Here is a 14,361-nt window from a genome sequence, read left to right as displayed (position 1 = left end):
GGCGGCAAGGCCGGGCGCGCCGCCGCGCAGGCAGGCGAAGACTGCCGCGCGCGGGACAGGCTCGACGCTGGCACGGGCCCGGCGGTACCCGGAAGGCGTCACCAGAGCGCCGTCAGGTCAGCGCGATCGGGCCTCCAGCCGGCCAACGCCACGGCCCGGCCAGAAGCAACGAGGCGCGGCCGGAAAGCGAAGAGGCCGTAAAGCGACCGGAAGCAGAAAAGCGGCAAGGAGGCCGACTGGAGCCACGGTGGCGTGCGCGCGGGGCACAACTGGCGGAGGGTGTCGCCGCTCACCGGCCGCGTGCCACGATCGGCCCGCGAAATGGCTGGTCCGCGCGGGTGCTTGGAGGTTTACCGGTGGTGGATTCGGAAGAGTTCGACGTGATCGTAGTGGGCGGTGGTCCCGCCGGCTCGACACTGTCGTCGCTGGTGACCATGCGCGGCGGGCGTGTGCTGCTCCTGGAGAAGGAGGTGTTCCCGCGGTACCAGATCGGTGAGTCGCTGCTGCCCTCGACCGTGCACGGCGTGTGCCGCATGGTCGGCGTCACCGACGAGCTGGCCAAGGCCGGCTTCCCGGTCAAGCGGGGCGGCACCTTCCGGTGGGGCGCGCGGCCGGAGCCGTGGACGTTCTCGTTCGCCGTGTCGCCGCGGGTGGCGTCGCCGACGTCGTACGCGTACCAGGTGGAGCGGGCCAAGTTCGACAAGATCATGCTGGACAACGCCGCCCGGCTGGGGGTCGACGTCCGCCAGGGCTGCACGGTACAGGACGTGCTCGACAACGGCGAGCGGGTGCACGGGGTGCGCTTCGTCGACGCCGACGGCAACGAGCGGGTCGCCGAGGCGCGGTTCGTGGTCGACGCGTCGGGCAACACCAGCCGGCTGCACAGCCGCACGGGCGGCAGCCGCGAGTACTCCGAGTACTTCCGCAGCCTGGCCCTGTTCGGCTACTTCGAGGGCGGCAAGCGCCTGGACGAGCCGATCTCCGGCAACATCCTCTCGGTGGCGTTCGACAGCGGCTGGTTCTGGTACATCCCGCTGAGCCGGACCCTGACCAGCGTCGGCGCTGTCGTGCACCGCAGCCTGGCCGAGAAGGTCCAGGGCGACCCGGAGAAGGCCCTCGCCGCGCTGATCGCCGAGTGCCCGCTGATCAGCGAGTACCTGGAGAACGCGACCCGGGTCACCGAGGGCACCTACGGCAAGATTCGGGTGCGAAAGGATTACTCGTACCACAACACGCGCTTCTGGCGGCCCGGGCTCATCCTCATCGGCGACGCCGCGTGCTTCGTCGACCCCGTGTTCTCCTCCGGCGTCCACCTGGCGACGTACAGCGCGCTGCTCGCCGCCCGCTCGATCAACAGCATCATGGCCGGCACCGTCGAGGAGAAGCCGGCCCTGGACGAGTTCGAGGCGCGTTACCGCCGCGAGTACGGCGTGTTCTACGAGTTCCTGATGTCGTTCTACCAGATGCACCGCAACGAGGACTCGTACTTCTGGGAGGCCAAGCAGGTCACCCGCAACGAGCACCGCACCGAGTTCGAGTCGTTCGTCGAACTGGTCGCGGGGGTGTCCTCGGGCGAGTCGGCGCTCACCGACGCCGAGTCGTTCGTGCAGCACTTCAAGGAGCGCACCGAGGAGCTCGAGTCCGCGGTCGACCAGCTGATGGCCGAGAACAACGGCAGCGCCGCGATGCTCAAGTCGGCGGTCGTCAAGCAGGCGATGCACGAGGGCTCGCAGGTGCAGATGCGGGCGCTGCTGGGCGAGGACGCGGCCCAGGAGGCGCCGATGTTCCCGGGTGGCCTGACCCCGTCGCTGGACGGGCTGGGCTGGGAGTACACCGCGGCGTCGTAAGGCTGTGGCGGTACACCCCCTCAAATTTCCGGCCGGTCCGGTTACCTTTGGGGGAAGCGCCCAGGTGATGGTTCGGGCGATGGTGTCAGCATGACCGTAGTGGACTTTCCCGCCGGCGCGGCGCCGGGTCGCGCCGCGCCTGGGTGGTGGACATGAGCCGTACGACGAAGGTCGTCACCGGCGTCGCGCTGGCCGGCGTCGCCGGTGCGGCGGGGCTGGTCGTGAGCGAGCGGATGTCCCCGCCGCCGGGCCCGGCGGTGCCGACGTCGGTGAGCACGTCGACGGCGGACGTGCGGCGGGCGAACATCTCCGAGCGGCAGTTCATCTCGGGCACGCTCGGCTTCGCCGGGTCCTATGTGGTGGGTGGCGCCGGGCCGGGAACGCTCACGTGGCTGCCGGCGATCGGCACCGTGGTGCAGCGGGGCGAGGCCGCCTTCGAGGTCGATGGGCGGCGGGTGACGCTGTTGTACGGCACCCGCCCCGCCTGGCGCGACTTCGCCCCCGGCATGAGCGACGGCGTCGACGTCGAACAGCTCGAGGGGAACCTGCGCGACCTCGGCTTCGGCGCGGGCCTGCCCGTGGACCAGAAGTTCACCTCCGCGACGTCGGCCGCGATCCGCCGCTGGCAGCAGGCCACGCACGTCACCGTGACCGGGACCGTGGCGCAGGCGCAGATCTCGTTCCTGCCGACGGCGATCCGGGTCAGCGGCTTCGAGCTGAAGCTCGGCGGGCAGGTGGAGGCCGGGCGGCCGGTGGAGTACGCCACCAGCAACGAGCCGGCGGTGAACGTCGCGGCGCCGACCCAGCAGCTCGGCTGGATCAAGGTCGGCACGCCGGTGGTCGTGACTCTGCCCGACGGCAAGAGCCGCAACGGCCAGGTGGCGGGCATCGGCGCCACGACGGCGGCGGCCTCGGCGACGGGCGGCGGGCAGCCGCAGAACACGGTGGCGGTGACGGTGCGCCTCGACGGCGAGGCGACCGGGTTCGTCGACCAGGCCGGCGTGCAGGTGTGGATCGTCCGGGGCACGCACGACAAGGTGCTGACCGTGCCGATCGCCGCGCTGAACTCGGTTGCCGACGGCAGGTACGAGGTCATCGTGGTGGACGGGGCGACGACCCGGCGGATCACGGTACAGACGGGGTTGTTCGACGATTTCTCCGGGCTGGCCGAGGTCAGCGGCGACGGGCTCGCCGAGGGTCAGAAGGTGCAGGTGCCGCGTGCCGACGCATGAGGTGCCGCGCAGCGTCCTGCGCACCCGCGACCTGCTGCCGACCGGCTCGCTGGGGCTGCGCTCACGCAAGATGCGGGCGCTGCTGTCCGGGCTGGGCATCGCGATCGGCATCGCCTCGATCGTGTCGGTGCTCGGCGTGACCCGCTCCAGCCAGTCGGCGCTGCTGGCCCAGATCGACCAGCTCGGGACCAACCTGCTGACCGTGGCCAACGGCGCCGATCCGGGCGGGACGGAGCAGATCCTGCCGACGACGGCGACGCCGATGGTCCGGGAGCTGCCGCACGTCACCGGCGTCGCGCCGACCGCGAAGCTCGGGGGCGTCAACGTGTACCGCAACGACCACACTCCCGCGGGGCGCACCGGCGGCCGTTCGGTGCGGGCCTGCGACGCGTCGCTGCTAACCACATTGGACGGTTCGCTGCTGGCCGGGCGGTTCCTGGCCGACGACGAGTCGCCGGTCACGGTCCTGGGCTACTCGGCGGCCACGACGCTCGGCATCGACGACGTCAGCGGCAACGACCGGGTCTGGCTCGGCGGCCACTGGTACACCGTGGTCGGCATCCTCAAGCCGCTCACCCTCGCGCCCGAGATCGACCAGGCGGCGCTGGTGTCGTTCCGCTCGGCCGAGCATCTGCTGGGCTACAACGGGCATCCGAGCCGGCTGTACGTGCGCGCCGACACCGACAACGTCACCGACGTGGCGGGGGTGCTCGCCCCGGCGGCCAACCCGCAGGACCCGTCGCGGGTCTCGGTGAGCCGGCCGTCGGACGCGCTGACCGCCCAGCTGAAGGTCAAGGAGTCCGGGTCCGGGCTGATCCTCGGCCTCGGCGCGATCGCGTTGCTGGTCGGGGCGATCGGGATCGCGAACGTCATGGTGATCGCGGTGCTGGAGCGGCGTACCGAGATCGGGCTGCGCCGGGCGCTGGGCGCGACCCGCGGGCACGTGGCGGCGCAGTTCCTGACCGAGTCGCTGATCCTGGCCGCGGCCGGCGGCGTCGCGGGGATCGTCATCGGGGCGGGCGTCACGCTCGGCATGTCGGTCAGCCGCGGCTGGGCGACGCTCATCCCGCCCGAGGCGCTGTGGGGCGGCCTGCTGGTGTCGGTGGCGGCGGGCGCGGTGGCGGGCCTGTACCCGGCGCTGCGGGCCGCGCACCTCCCGCCGACGGACGCGCTGCGCACCGCATGAAACACGACGGCCCGCCGGATCCTCGATCCGGCGGGCCGTTCTTCGTCGTGGGTTAAGCCGTTCCCGGTGGTACCGCCACCCGCTGGCCGGCCGCGAGCCCGTCCCCGCTGACCTCGACGACACCGGTGACCTCGTCGAACAGTCCGACCTTCACCGGCACGTGGCGGGTCTGGGCGCCGTCGGCGACGAGGAGCTCGTACTGCACCTCGGGCAGCGCCCGCAGCGCCGGGATCGGCACCGCCAGCACCCGCCGGTGCGCCTGGATCGTCACCCACACCTGGACCGGCACCTCGTCGAGGACGCCGCCGATCTCGCCGGTCATCGTGATGACGACGGTGGCCGCGGCCTGGCTGCCCGAGCCCGCGTTCGCGGCGGCGCCGCCGGTGCCGGCCGGCTGCGACACGGCGCCGATGCCGGTGACCGTGCCGGGTTTGCTGGTCCCGTCCGGCAGCCGCACGACGACGCCGTCGCCGACGTGCACGCCGGCCAGCAGATTGGGCGTCAGCTGTACCGTCACCGCGCGCTGCTCGCCGGTGCCGTGCTCGACGCTCGCGCCGGGCTCGACGGGCGAGCCGGTCTTCGCGTCGGCGCCCGACACCCGCACGGTGCCGGTGAGGAACACGACCTGGCCGAGCGGGACGGTGCCGGTGACCGGCAGGCCCGAGTCCTTCTGCCAGCGGCGTACCGCCCAATAGGTGGCCGAGGTGTAGTGCTGGTCCACGGTGACGCCGGCGCCGTACCCGAGGGCCCGCAGGTTGTCCTCGAGCTGCTGCACGTCGGGCCCGTCGGCCATCCCGGACTGCATCGCCCGCCACGGTGGCCGTTCGCCGAAGAGCAGGATGACGGGCGTGCCGTCGACCTCGTAGGCCGGCTTGCCGCGGCCGACGACGGTACCCGTGGCCGGCAGCCACGTCAGGGTGCCCGGCGCGGGCGCGACGACGGTGTACGAGCCGGAGCGGCCCAGGGTTCCGCCGACCGTCTGGCGGCGCAGGACGTCGGTGGTGACGATGGGTGCGGTGGCGGCGGGGGCCTCGGCCGCGGTCGGCTGGGCGCCGCCGGACGGACGGTGCTGCAGCAGCGCGACGACGGCGCCCGCGCCGGCGACCCCGGCCAGCGCGACCCCGGTCACCACGGCTGTACGTTTGCGTTTCACCCGATCCGCCCCCGTCCGTCGGCGGGCCGGCGATGCCGAGACTGGCTCATGCTGACAGCTTCGCCCGGCGCGGGGGTGCGGCGCTTCCCCAAATAGTGGCAGGCCGGGCGGCCCATTTTGGGGACCCCGGCGGTCATCGCGACCGCCGCGGCCTCCGGAACCTCCGCGGTCATCCCGTCCGCCGCGGCCTTCGGAGCCTCCGCGGTCATCGCGCCGTCGCCAGGACGATGTCGGGGCCGCCCGCGGGCTGCAGGGTCCGGCATGGACCCGTGGCCGCCGGGCTCCACTGCTGTTCCGCGGCCGGATCGGCGAGGCGGGGCGGCAGGGCGAACGTGCCGTCCGCGCTCGGGTCGGGCCAGTCGGCGACGCCGTTGTCGCGCATGCACCTCGCGAAGGCGCGCCGCTGCTCGAGGTCGACGGCGGCGGACTTTCTCGCGCCCGGGTTGAGCTCCTCGGCGCGGCGGGCGAGGTCGGTGCACTCGCCCGGCACCGGGACGCGGCCCGCGGTGACGGGGAAGCCCCAGCCGCCGTCCGGCCCCTGCACCGGATCGGGGAAGTCGGGGTGGCCGTGGGCGCGGAAGCACTCGGAGACCTGCACGAACACGGAGGCCGGGTCGACGTCCGCGGGCAGGTCGGCCGACGCCGACGGGCGGGGGCGCGGCGGGGAGCCGGTGAGCGGGCCGGGCGCCGGGCCGGGGCCGCCGTCGCCGCACCCGCCGAGCAGCGCGGCGGCGGCCAGGCCGGCGAAGAGGGGGGACATGCGCATACGGCATCCGACCGTGCGGGCGCCGGGGCCGCCACCCCCGAAGGTAGCGCGGGGCCCACCCACTTCGAGGGAGACGCCGGCGCTGGGGTGCCGGTGGCGTTCGGTTGTCGGGGCGATGGTCGTGCGTTGTCCGGCCGTCGCGGGCGATGCCAGGCTCGGGCGCGTACACCTACGGCACGGGAGGCGGCCGATGCACAGCCCGGCATCACACGCGGAGCTCGTCACCGCGACCGCCGTAGCCGGCGTGGCGTTCATCCTCATCGCGGGCGCCTTGCTGGGCCGCCTGGCCCAGCGGTTCCGCCAGCCGGCCGTGGTCGGCGAGATCATCGGCGGCATCCTGCTCGGGCCGAGCGCGCTCGGGCTGCTGCCGGGCGACATCACCGGGCGGCTGTTCCCGGCCGAGGCGCGGCCGCTGCTGTCCGCGATCGCGCAGATCGGCCTGCTGCTGTTCATGTTCATGATCGGCTGGGAGTTCGACCTCGGGCTGCTGCGCAAGCGCCGCACGGCCGCGGCGGCGGTGTCGCTGTCCTCGGTCGTGCTCGCGTTCGGGCTCGGGGCGGGGCTGGCGGCGCTGCTGTACTCCGGGCACTCCACCGTCCACGGCCGGCACGTCTCCGGTACCGCGTTCGCGCTCTTCCTCGGCGCCGCCATGGCCATCACCGCGTTCCCGGTGCTGGCCCGCATCCTGACCGACAGCCGGCTCATGCACACCCGCGTCGGCGCGCTCGCGCTGGCCAGTGCCGCCGTCGACGACCTGCTCGCCTGGTGCGTGCTGGCGCTCGTGTCGGCGATCGCGACCGCCTCGGGCAGCGGTACCTTCGTGCAGACCCTGGCGCTCTCGCTGGCGTACGTCGCCGTGATGCTCCTCGCGGTGCGCCCGCTGCTCGCGACGCTCTTCCGGCGCCTGGTGCGGGCCAACGCGCTGCCGCACCTCATGGTGATCGTGGCCGGCGGGGTGTTCCTGAGCGCGTACGTCACCACCTGGATCGGCATCCACCCCATCTTCGGCGCCTTCCTGTTCGGCCTGGTGACCCCGCGGCAGCCGGCCGACGCGCTGCAGCTGCACCTGCGCCGGCCGCTGGGCACGGTCGGCCGGCTGCTGATGCCGGTCTTCTTCATCGTCACCGGCCTCGGCGTCGACATCGGCGGCCTGACCCGGCGCAACTACCTCGAGCTGGCGGCGATCCTGGCGGTGGCGTGCGCGGGCAAGCTCTTCGGGGCGAGCGCGCCGGCGCTGGCGATGCGGATGCCGTGGCGGCAGGTGGCGACGCTGGGGCTGCTCATGAACACGCGCGGCCTGACCGAGCTCATCATCCTCAACGCCGGCGTCAGTCTCGGCGTGCTGGACACCTCGATGTTCACCATGATGGTCATCATGGCCGTGTTCACCACCGCGCTGGTCGGCCCGCTGCTGCCGCGGCTGGGCGTGGCGCCGGCCGTCGAAGAGGTGGCGGCGCCGGAGCCGGTCCTGGTGGACGAGCCGGGGGCCCCGCCCCCCGCTCGCGGTACAGCCGCGAAATAACGCTGCCGATCAGGCCGTCGCGGTCACGCGCAGGGCGCGGTCGCAGGCGGCGAGGTGGGTGCCGAGCGCCTCGTCGTAGCCGACCGTCGGCGCGTCCAGGGCCAGCTGCCGGCGGACCGCCAGCTCCGTGCCCGACACCGCCGAGGCCCGGCCGATCGCCGCGGCCAGGGCGGCCCGCGGGTCGTCGGACATCTCGTGCACCAAGTTCAGCGCCACGGCGTCCGCGGACTCCAGGGCGCCGCCGAACAGGGCCGCCCGGCGGACCGCGGCCGCGCCCGGCGCGTGCCGGGCCAGCCGGTGCAGGGCCATCCCGGGCCAGGCCAGGCCGCCGTCGGCCGCGAGGACGAGCCGGACCGGGCCGGCCGCGATGCGATGGTCGGCGGCGAGCAGCGCGTCCAGCGCCGGGCCGCCGCAGTCGCCGGTGGCGAGCGCGATGACGGCTGCCGGCACGCGTTCCAGCCGGCGCAGGGCCTGCTCCCAGCGGCCGACGAGCTCGGTGGTGAGCCCGGCGGTCCAGCCGGGGCCGGGCACGCCGGTGACGTGCAGGACGATCACGGCGGCGCCCCCGAGGTCCTCGGCGCGCGCGCAGACGGTCGTGACGACGGCGACGGCGTCGGGGGTCAGCGGCCGGGCGCCGTCGACGACGACGGTCAGTACGGTGCCCCGGGTCGGGTGCAGCGCCGTCACCACGGTGCCACCTCGCGGTACCTCTGCATGGTTTTCGGCGTCCTTCCGCTCGGCGGTGCGAAATGCCGCGGCCCGCCGGGGCGCGCTCCAGGCGCGGCGTCCCCGGCGGGCCGGCGGGCATCGGTCAGTGGATGGCGCGGTCGGCCCGGGACGGGCGCGCGCCGCGGGACTTGCGCAGATCGGTGGTCACGTTGATCCGCTTGAGCCAGCGGTCCGTGCCGTCGTGACGGGCCTTGAACGGCTTGCGACCGTGTACCACACGGAAGTTGTCGATGAAGCAGAAGTCGCCGCCGCTGAGCACCATGTCGAACATGGCGCCGTCCATCGCCTTGACGAACGCGTCGAGCGCCCACTGGGCCTCGGGGTCCTCGTCGGGCACGACCATGAAGTACGGGTCGGCCCGGATGTACGGCTGGTTCGGGTCGCCGAACAGCACCGCCACGCGCTCGGGGTCGGCCTGCATGTCGTCGATGCCGCCGAACGCGTCGAGGTTCTGGTCGGTGTTGTTCTTGGCCAGGTGCGACTCGTCGGGCCGGATGCCGAAGCGCTCCTGCCGCAGCACCTCCCGGACCGAGTCCGACAGGTCCAGGTCGTCGATGTAGCCGACGGTCGTGGCGGCGCCGTACGGGTTGCGCAGGCACGCGAACGTCAGGAAGTCGCCGCGCAGCGGGTGGAACGCGTCCTCGGTGTGCCAGGTGAGCAGCGACTCGCTGCTGGAGCCGAGCTGCTCGTTCTCGTGGCCCTTGATCGGGATGACGTCGTGGATCAGCCGGCCGTCCTGCTGGGTGGCCCACGAGAAGGGGTGGCCGATCAGCGAGCAGTACATGACCAGCAGCAGTTCCTCGCGGTGGGCCGACGAGTGACCGGTCCGGTCCCGCCAGTGCGCCGGGGTCGGCCCGAGGCGGTCCTCGTCGACGCTGTACCCGCCGATGCTCAGCACGCCGGACATGCGCTCGAGGCGGAAGGCGTTGAGGTGGTCGCGGACCCGGTCCGGGAGCTGGTGGGCCAGGACCGTGGCCCGGTGCAGCGACTCCTCGGCGTCGAGGTGGCGCAGTTCGGTCTCGTACTGGTCGAGCAGCTCGTTGGTTTCCTTGAGCTCGGTGGAGTCGATCTCCAGTCTGTCCATGGTGATGCCATTCCTCACTCGACGGGGGGCGGAGCAATTGCTGGGAAAACGCCGTCGAGATGTTCTCGCCGGCCCGGTTTCAGAAGGGCGCGGGCAGCATTTAGCCCGACGCCTCGACATCGACATCCGCACATGTACCCTTACTTCGTGCTCTGCGCTGCCTGGCGAACGCTAATTCGCACTCCCAACCGGGCGACGGCGGCCGTTCACGGCACGACATCGTCAGTCAGAGTAAGAGCCGATCCATTCTCTCGGTGGTGAACAAACGACCGGTCGACACCCATGTTCACAGGTCCGGCGAGGCACCGGCAAGGCTCGCCAACCCCTCGCCACAGGTACACCATCGGCACTCCAGCCAAGGCCGGAGAATGCCCTCGGCGCAACCCGAAGAATTGCGTGCCGGCCTCAGCCGAACCATTCCGACAACGCCGTCGAGAATCGTTCGAGCCCCTCGACCAGGCTCGACGTCGGCCCGCCGTAGCCGAGCCGCACGTGCTCCGGCACGCCGAAGCAGGAGCCGGGGATGACCAGCACGCCGAGGCGGTTGAACAGGTCGTCGCAGAATGCGTCGGTGCTCGGCATGCCGAGCAGTTTCGGGAACGTGGCCGCGCCGCCGCCGAGCAGCTGCAGCTCGACGCGGGCGGACTCGGCGGCCGCCCAGCCGGCGACGAGGTCACGGTTGCCGCGGGCCTGGGCCAGGCGCGGGGCGAGGAACGCGTCGGCGTGCTCGAGCACGCCCAGCGCCAGCAGCTCGATGAGCGGGGCGACGTGCAGGGTGGTGTAGTCGCGGATCCGCACGCAGTCGGCGAGCAGGTCCGGCGGCGCGATGCACCAGCCGAAGCGCAGCCCGGGCAGGCCGAACGCCTTGGAGAAGGTACCGAAGTCGATGCCGCGCCCGTAGAGGGCGGAGATCGGCGGGAGAGGGTCGGCGTCGTACACCAGGGACGCGAACGCGGCGTCCCACAGCATGTAGGCGCCGGCCCCGTCGGCGATGGCGACCAGGCGGTCGAGCTCGTCGCGGGTGATGGTGGCGCCGGTCGGGTTCTGCGGGAAGTTCACGACGATCGCGCGGGTCCGGTCGGTGACGAGCTCGTCGAGCTCGTCGAGCGACGGCCGCCAGCCGTTGGCCGGGTCGATGCGCCAGGTGCGCAGCCGGCAGCCCAGCCCGGCGGCGTACTCGACGAGCAGGTGGTACCCGGGCTGCACGACCACGACCTCGTCGCCCGGGCTCAGCAGCGCCGAGAGCACCAGCGAGATCGCCTCGCTGGAGCCGTTGGTGGTCATCACCTTGTCGGGGTCGCCGTCGCCCCAGGCCTGGGCGATGACCCGGCGCAGCTCGGGGCGGCCCAGGGAGTACCCGTCGTCGAACACCAGCCGGTCGATGTCGACCGGGCGGATGCCGGTGAGCTCGCGCAGCTGCGCCATCGTGTAGGGCTCGACGCCGCTCGAGCTGATGTCGATCTGCGCCGTGAAGTAGTAGTCGCGGAGCCAGTCCTCGAGCGGGGCGGGCGACAACCTCATGCGGGTACCTCATTCTTGGCCAGGAATTCGACGATGGCCGTGTTGACCTCGGCGGGGCGCTCCAGGTAGCCGTAGTGCCCGGCCCGCGGTATCTCGACCAGGTCGCAGCCCGGGATGAGCGCGGCCACCTCGGCGCACAGGTACGGCGGCGTGACGAGGTCGTCGGCGAAGGAGATGACGCGGCAGGGCGCGGTGATGCTCCGCAGGGCCTCGCGGCGGTCGGCGGTGATGTCGACCCAGGCGTGGCCGGGCGACGGTCCGGGTCCGGCGGCGGCCTGGCGCAGCGTGTCCAGCCAGGTCGCGGAGGCCTGCGGGTCGTCGAGGGTCGCCGGGGAGAGCATCTGGAAGGCGGTGACGGCGGCCTGGTACCCCGGGGGCAGCCGCACGCCCGACTCGGACAGGGCCCGGGCCGCCTCGGCCTGGGCGACGCGCGCCGGGTCGGCACGGCCCTTGGTGGACAGCAGCACGGCACAGCGCACCAGCTCGGGCCGGCGGATCATCAGCTCCTGGGCGATCAGGGATCCCAGGGATGAGGCGACGATCCGGCACGGCCCGGCGCGGAGGGCCTCGATGAGCCCCGCGGTGTCGGCGACCATCTCCTCGAGGGTGTACCGGCCGGGCGGCGCATCGGACGGCGGGATGCCGCGGTGGTCGAAGGTGACGGCCTGGTAGCCGGCGGCGACGACGGCCGGGGTCTGGTACAGCGTCCAGGCCCGGCCGCCGGCCGAGGAGCCCATGATGAACAGCACCCGCTCGCCCTGGCCGTGCCGTTCGAAGGCGAGCCGGATGCCGTTGCTGGAGAGGTAGGGCATGACGGGCGGGCGTCACTGCCCGTCGAGGGCGAGGCGCAGGCTCTTGGGCCGCATGTCGGTCCAGGTCTTGCGCAGGTACTCGTCGCACTCCTCCTTGGAGGCGTGCACACCGGTCTCGGCCCACCCGCCGGGCACCGGGAGGTCGCCCGGCCACAGCGAGTACTGCTCCTCGTCGTTGACGAGCACCTTGAAGCGGGCCTCGGGGTTGTCGAAGTCGAAGCTGACGGTCCGCACGGCGTCCTCCCGTTGGGTTCGGTTGACGGAAACGCTCGCACGCCGTGCGGGGACCGGGCCAGAGATCGCCAGCCGGGCGTCAGGGCTGCCCCATCCGGGCGCCAACGCACGGGCCGTGCGGAGAACGCACGGGCCGTGCGGAGAACGCACGGGCCGCGCGGAGCACGGCGACCGGGCCGACTGTGCGGACACGGCACGGCCGACTGTGCGAGCACGGCACGGCCGACTGCGGGCACGGCCGGCTGTGCGGGCACGAAAACACGACTGTGCGCCGGCCCCTGCAGCCGGGACGGCGCACAGTCGGCGGTGCGGTGTCTACTCGGTTCGCGGGGCCGCCTGCAGCTCCAGGGCGGCCTCGTCGGCGCCGGTCTCGTCCGCGCGCCCCAGGTCGTCCTCGAGGAACGCGCTGGCCTGGATCGAGAAGAGCTCGGCATACAGGCCGTCGCGCGCCATCAGCTCGTTGTGGCTGCCCTGCTCCACGATCCGGCCGCCGTCCAGCACGATGATGCGGTCGGCCGTGCGCACGGTGGAGAAGCGGTGCGAGATGAGCACGACGGTCTTGTTGCGGTACAACTCGCGGACGCTGTCGAACAGGGCACGCTCGGCCCGGGCGTCCAGCGACGCGCTGGGCTCGTCCAGGATCACCAGCGGGCTGTCGCGGAAGAACGCCCGCGCCAGGGCGATGCGCTGCCACTGCCCCAGCGAGAGGTCGATGCCCTTGCCGAACTGGGGTCCAAGGATCGTCTCGTACCCCTTCGGCAGCCCGTCGAGGAACCCGGCCGCCCCCGCCGCCGCGGCCGCCGCGCGCACCTCGTCCATGTTCAGCTCGCGGCCGGTCGCGCCGAGGTGGATGTTGTCCGTGACGGTGAGGGCGTAGCGGATGAAGTCCTGGAACAGCACGGCGACCGAGGCGCGCCAGGTGTTCAGGTCGAGGTCGGCCAGGTCGGTGCCGTCGATGCGTACGGCGCCCGACTGCGGCGTGTAGAGCCCGGCGATGAGCTTGGCCAGGGTCGTCTTGCCCGAGCCGTTCTCGCCGACCAGCGCGACCACCTCGCCGGCGTTGAGCTCCAGCCCGATGTGCGACAGGGCGTCGCGGTTGGCGTCGCGGTAGCGGAAGGAGACGTCGTCGAGCTCGATGCGGCGGAACGGGCCCTCGAAGGGCCGCCCGGAGCGGTGCCGGACCAGGTCGGGCTCCAGCGCCAGGAAGTCGTTGAGGTCGCTGACCAACGGTGCGGACTCGAAGAAGCGGTTCGTCTCGTTCACCGAGTCCAGCAAGCGCTGGCCGAAGAGCAGCATAGCGGCGGCCACCGCCGCGGTCTGCGACAGCGAGAGCACGCCGCGGGCGTTGAGCACGACCAGCGCGCCCGCGGCCAGCGCCAGCACCAGGTTGCTGCCGAAGGTGGAGATCAGCGAGGCCCGCAGCTGCTTGCGCAGCGTCTGGGCGAGCATGCCGATCCGCTCGATCATCGACGTGCGCCAGCGGTCGGCGAGGTGGTCGGCGAGGTTGAAGGCGCGGATCTCCTTGGCCGGGTCGCGCAGGGTGAGCAGCTGGAAGAGGTACATCCGGCTGCGGTCGAGGTGCGCGATGCGGATGACGAACGTGAAGTAGTGGTCGCCGACCCGGGTGCCGCCGATCCACACCGGGATGGCGACGAGCAGCATGACCATCCCGATCCAGGGCTGCATCACCAGCAGCGCGACCCAGATGGAGCCGATCGTGAACAGGTTCTGCCCGATCGTGATCATGCTCTGGACCATCATCATCGGGCGGCCCACGGCCTGGCCGGCCGCGCGCTGGAGCCGGTCGTGGAACGCCGAGTCGTCGAAGTCGTCGAGCTCGGCCAGGCACGTGACCTTCAGGATCTGGCTGCTGATGTGCAGCGTCACCCGCTCGCCGATGATCTGGCGCCGGTTGTTGATGATGGAGCCGGCCACGCCCATCACGGCGTTGGCCGCGATGAACAGCACCAGGCCGACCGCGACGCCGCCGCCGGTCTCGCCGCCGGAGTCGGACTTGATGAGGCTCGCCAGCAGCTGCTGGAACTGCAGAATCAGTACCAGCACGCCGAGGGACTGGATCAGCTGCAGCGCGACCACGAGGATGAAGTCGCGCTTGCCGGCCGACCACACGAGGCGGATCGCGCCGCCGAGGAGGCGGAAGGTCGCGCGGACTCCGCGTGGACGCCGCGGCTCGTCTGGATGCATGCCGATCATTCCCCCATCGAGCAGCGTGGGCCGGCCGCTTCCGGCATGAGGGCCCGATTCTCCCACCGCC

Annotated in this window: 12 protein-coding genes; 4 read left to right on the top strand and 8 right to left on the bottom strand. The window is 72.5% G+C overall.

Annotated features, from left to right (window positions below; genetic code table 11):
• Positions 1-356: 356 nt before the first annotated feature.
• The 3 genes from ACPPVO_RS25900 (at position 357) to ACPPVO_RS25890 (ending at position 4,265) form a co-directional block, all read left to right on the top strand.
• Positions 357-1,847, top strand: a complete 1,491-nt coding sequence (locus ACPPVO_RS25900; RefSeq protein WP_426513738.1) for a tryptophan 7-halogenase — start codon at positions 357-359, stop codon at positions 1,845-1,847.
• Between the two features lie 152 nt (positions 1,848-1,999).
• A complete protein-coding gene (locus ACPPVO_RS25895; protein ID WP_426513737.1) occupies positions 2,000-3,079 on the top strand; it encodes a peptidoglycan-binding protein in 1,080 nt (359 codons plus the stop codon).
• A complete protein-coding gene (locus tag ACPPVO_RS25890; RefSeq protein ID WP_426513736.1) occupies positions 3,066-4,265 on the top strand; it encodes an ABC transporter permease in 1,200 nt (399 codons plus the stop codon). Before ACPPVO_RS25895 ends, ACPPVO_RS25890 begins: the two co-directional genes overlap by 14 nt.
• 52 nt (positions 4,266-4,317) lie before the next feature.
• Here ACPPVO_RS25890 and ACPPVO_RS25885 read toward each other — a convergent pair whose 3' ends face one another.
• The gene (locus tag ACPPVO_RS25885) at positions 4,318-5,397 is read right to left on the bottom strand and encodes a peptidoglycan-binding protein (protein ID WP_426513735.1); all 1,080 of its coding nucleotides are present in this window, start codon (positions 5,395-5,397) and stop codon (positions 4,318-4,320) included.
• A gap of 226 nt (positions 5,398-5,623) precedes the next feature.
• Positions 5,624-6,178, bottom strand: a complete 555-nt coding sequence (locus ACPPVO_RS25880; RefSeq protein ID WP_426513734.1) for a hypothetical protein — start codon at positions 6,176-6,178, stop codon at positions 5,624-5,626.
• A 196-nt stretch (positions 6,179-6,374) separates the two neighbouring features.
• Between ACPPVO_RS25880 and ACPPVO_RS25875 the strand changes: the two genes are divergently transcribed.
• On the top strand, positions 6,375-7,706 hold the full coding sequence (locus ACPPVO_RS25875; protein ID WP_426513733.1) for a cation:proton antiporter: 1,332 nt from the start codon (positions 6,375-6,377) through the stop codon (positions 7,704-7,706).
• Positions 7,707-7,715: 9 nt separating this feature from the next.
• Here ACPPVO_RS25875 and dpgB read toward each other — a convergent pair whose 3' ends face one another.
• The 6 genes from dpgB to ACPPVO_RS25845 form a co-directional block, all read right to left on the bottom strand.
• Positions 7,716-8,396: an enoyl-CoA-hydratase DpgB gene (gene dpgB, locus ACPPVO_RS25870; protein WP_426513732.1), complete on the bottom strand. Its 681-nt coding sequence runs from the start codon at positions 8,394-8,396 to the stop codon at positions 7,716-7,718.
• 121 nt (positions 8,397-8,517) lie between these two features.
• The gene (gene gntD, locus ACPPVO_RS25865) at positions 8,518-9,519 is read right to left on the bottom strand and encodes a guanitoxin biosynthesis L-enduracididine beta-hydroxylase GntD (protein ID WP_426513731.1); all 1,002 of its coding nucleotides are present in this window, start codon (positions 9,517-9,519) and stop codon (positions 8,518-8,520) included.
• Between the two features lie 405 nt (positions 9,520-9,924).
• Positions 9,925-11,040, bottom strand: a complete 1,116-nt coding sequence (gene vioD / locus ACPPVO_RS25860) for a capreomycidine synthase (RefSeq protein WP_426513730.1) — start codon at positions 11,038-11,040, stop codon at positions 9,925-9,927.
• Positions 11,037-11,852 (bottom strand): alpha/beta fold hydrolase, encoded by an 816-nt coding sequence (locus ACPPVO_RS25855; protein ID WP_426513729.1) that lies wholly within the window; start codon positions 11,850-11,852, stop codon positions 11,037-11,039. Before ACPPVO_RS25855 ends, vioD begins: the two co-directional genes overlap by 4 nt.
• Before the next feature lie 12 nt (positions 11,853-11,864).
• Positions 11,865-12,086 carry an MbtH family protein gene (locus ACPPVO_RS25850; RefSeq protein WP_360390730.1) on the bottom strand — a complete coding sequence of 74 codons (222 nt, stop codon included), beginning with the start codon at positions 12,084-12,086 and terminating at the stop codon, positions 11,865-11,867.
• A gap of 315 nt (positions 12,087-12,401) precedes the next feature.
• Positions 12,402-14,291: an ABC transporter ATP-binding protein gene (locus ACPPVO_RS25845; RefSeq protein ID WP_426513728.1), complete on the bottom strand. Its 1,890-nt coding sequence runs from the start codon at positions 14,289-14,291 to the stop codon at positions 12,402-12,404.
• Positions 14,292-14,361: the final 70 nt, after the last annotated feature.

This window comes from Dactylosporangium sp. McL0621 (genome assembly GCF_049995355.1).
Classification (GTDB): Bacteria; Actinomycetota; Actinomycetes; order Mycobacteriales; family Micromonosporaceae; genus Dactylosporangium.
The sequence above is the reverse complement of the archived record's forward strand: the minus strand, read 5'-3'. Positions and strand labels throughout refer to the sequence as shown.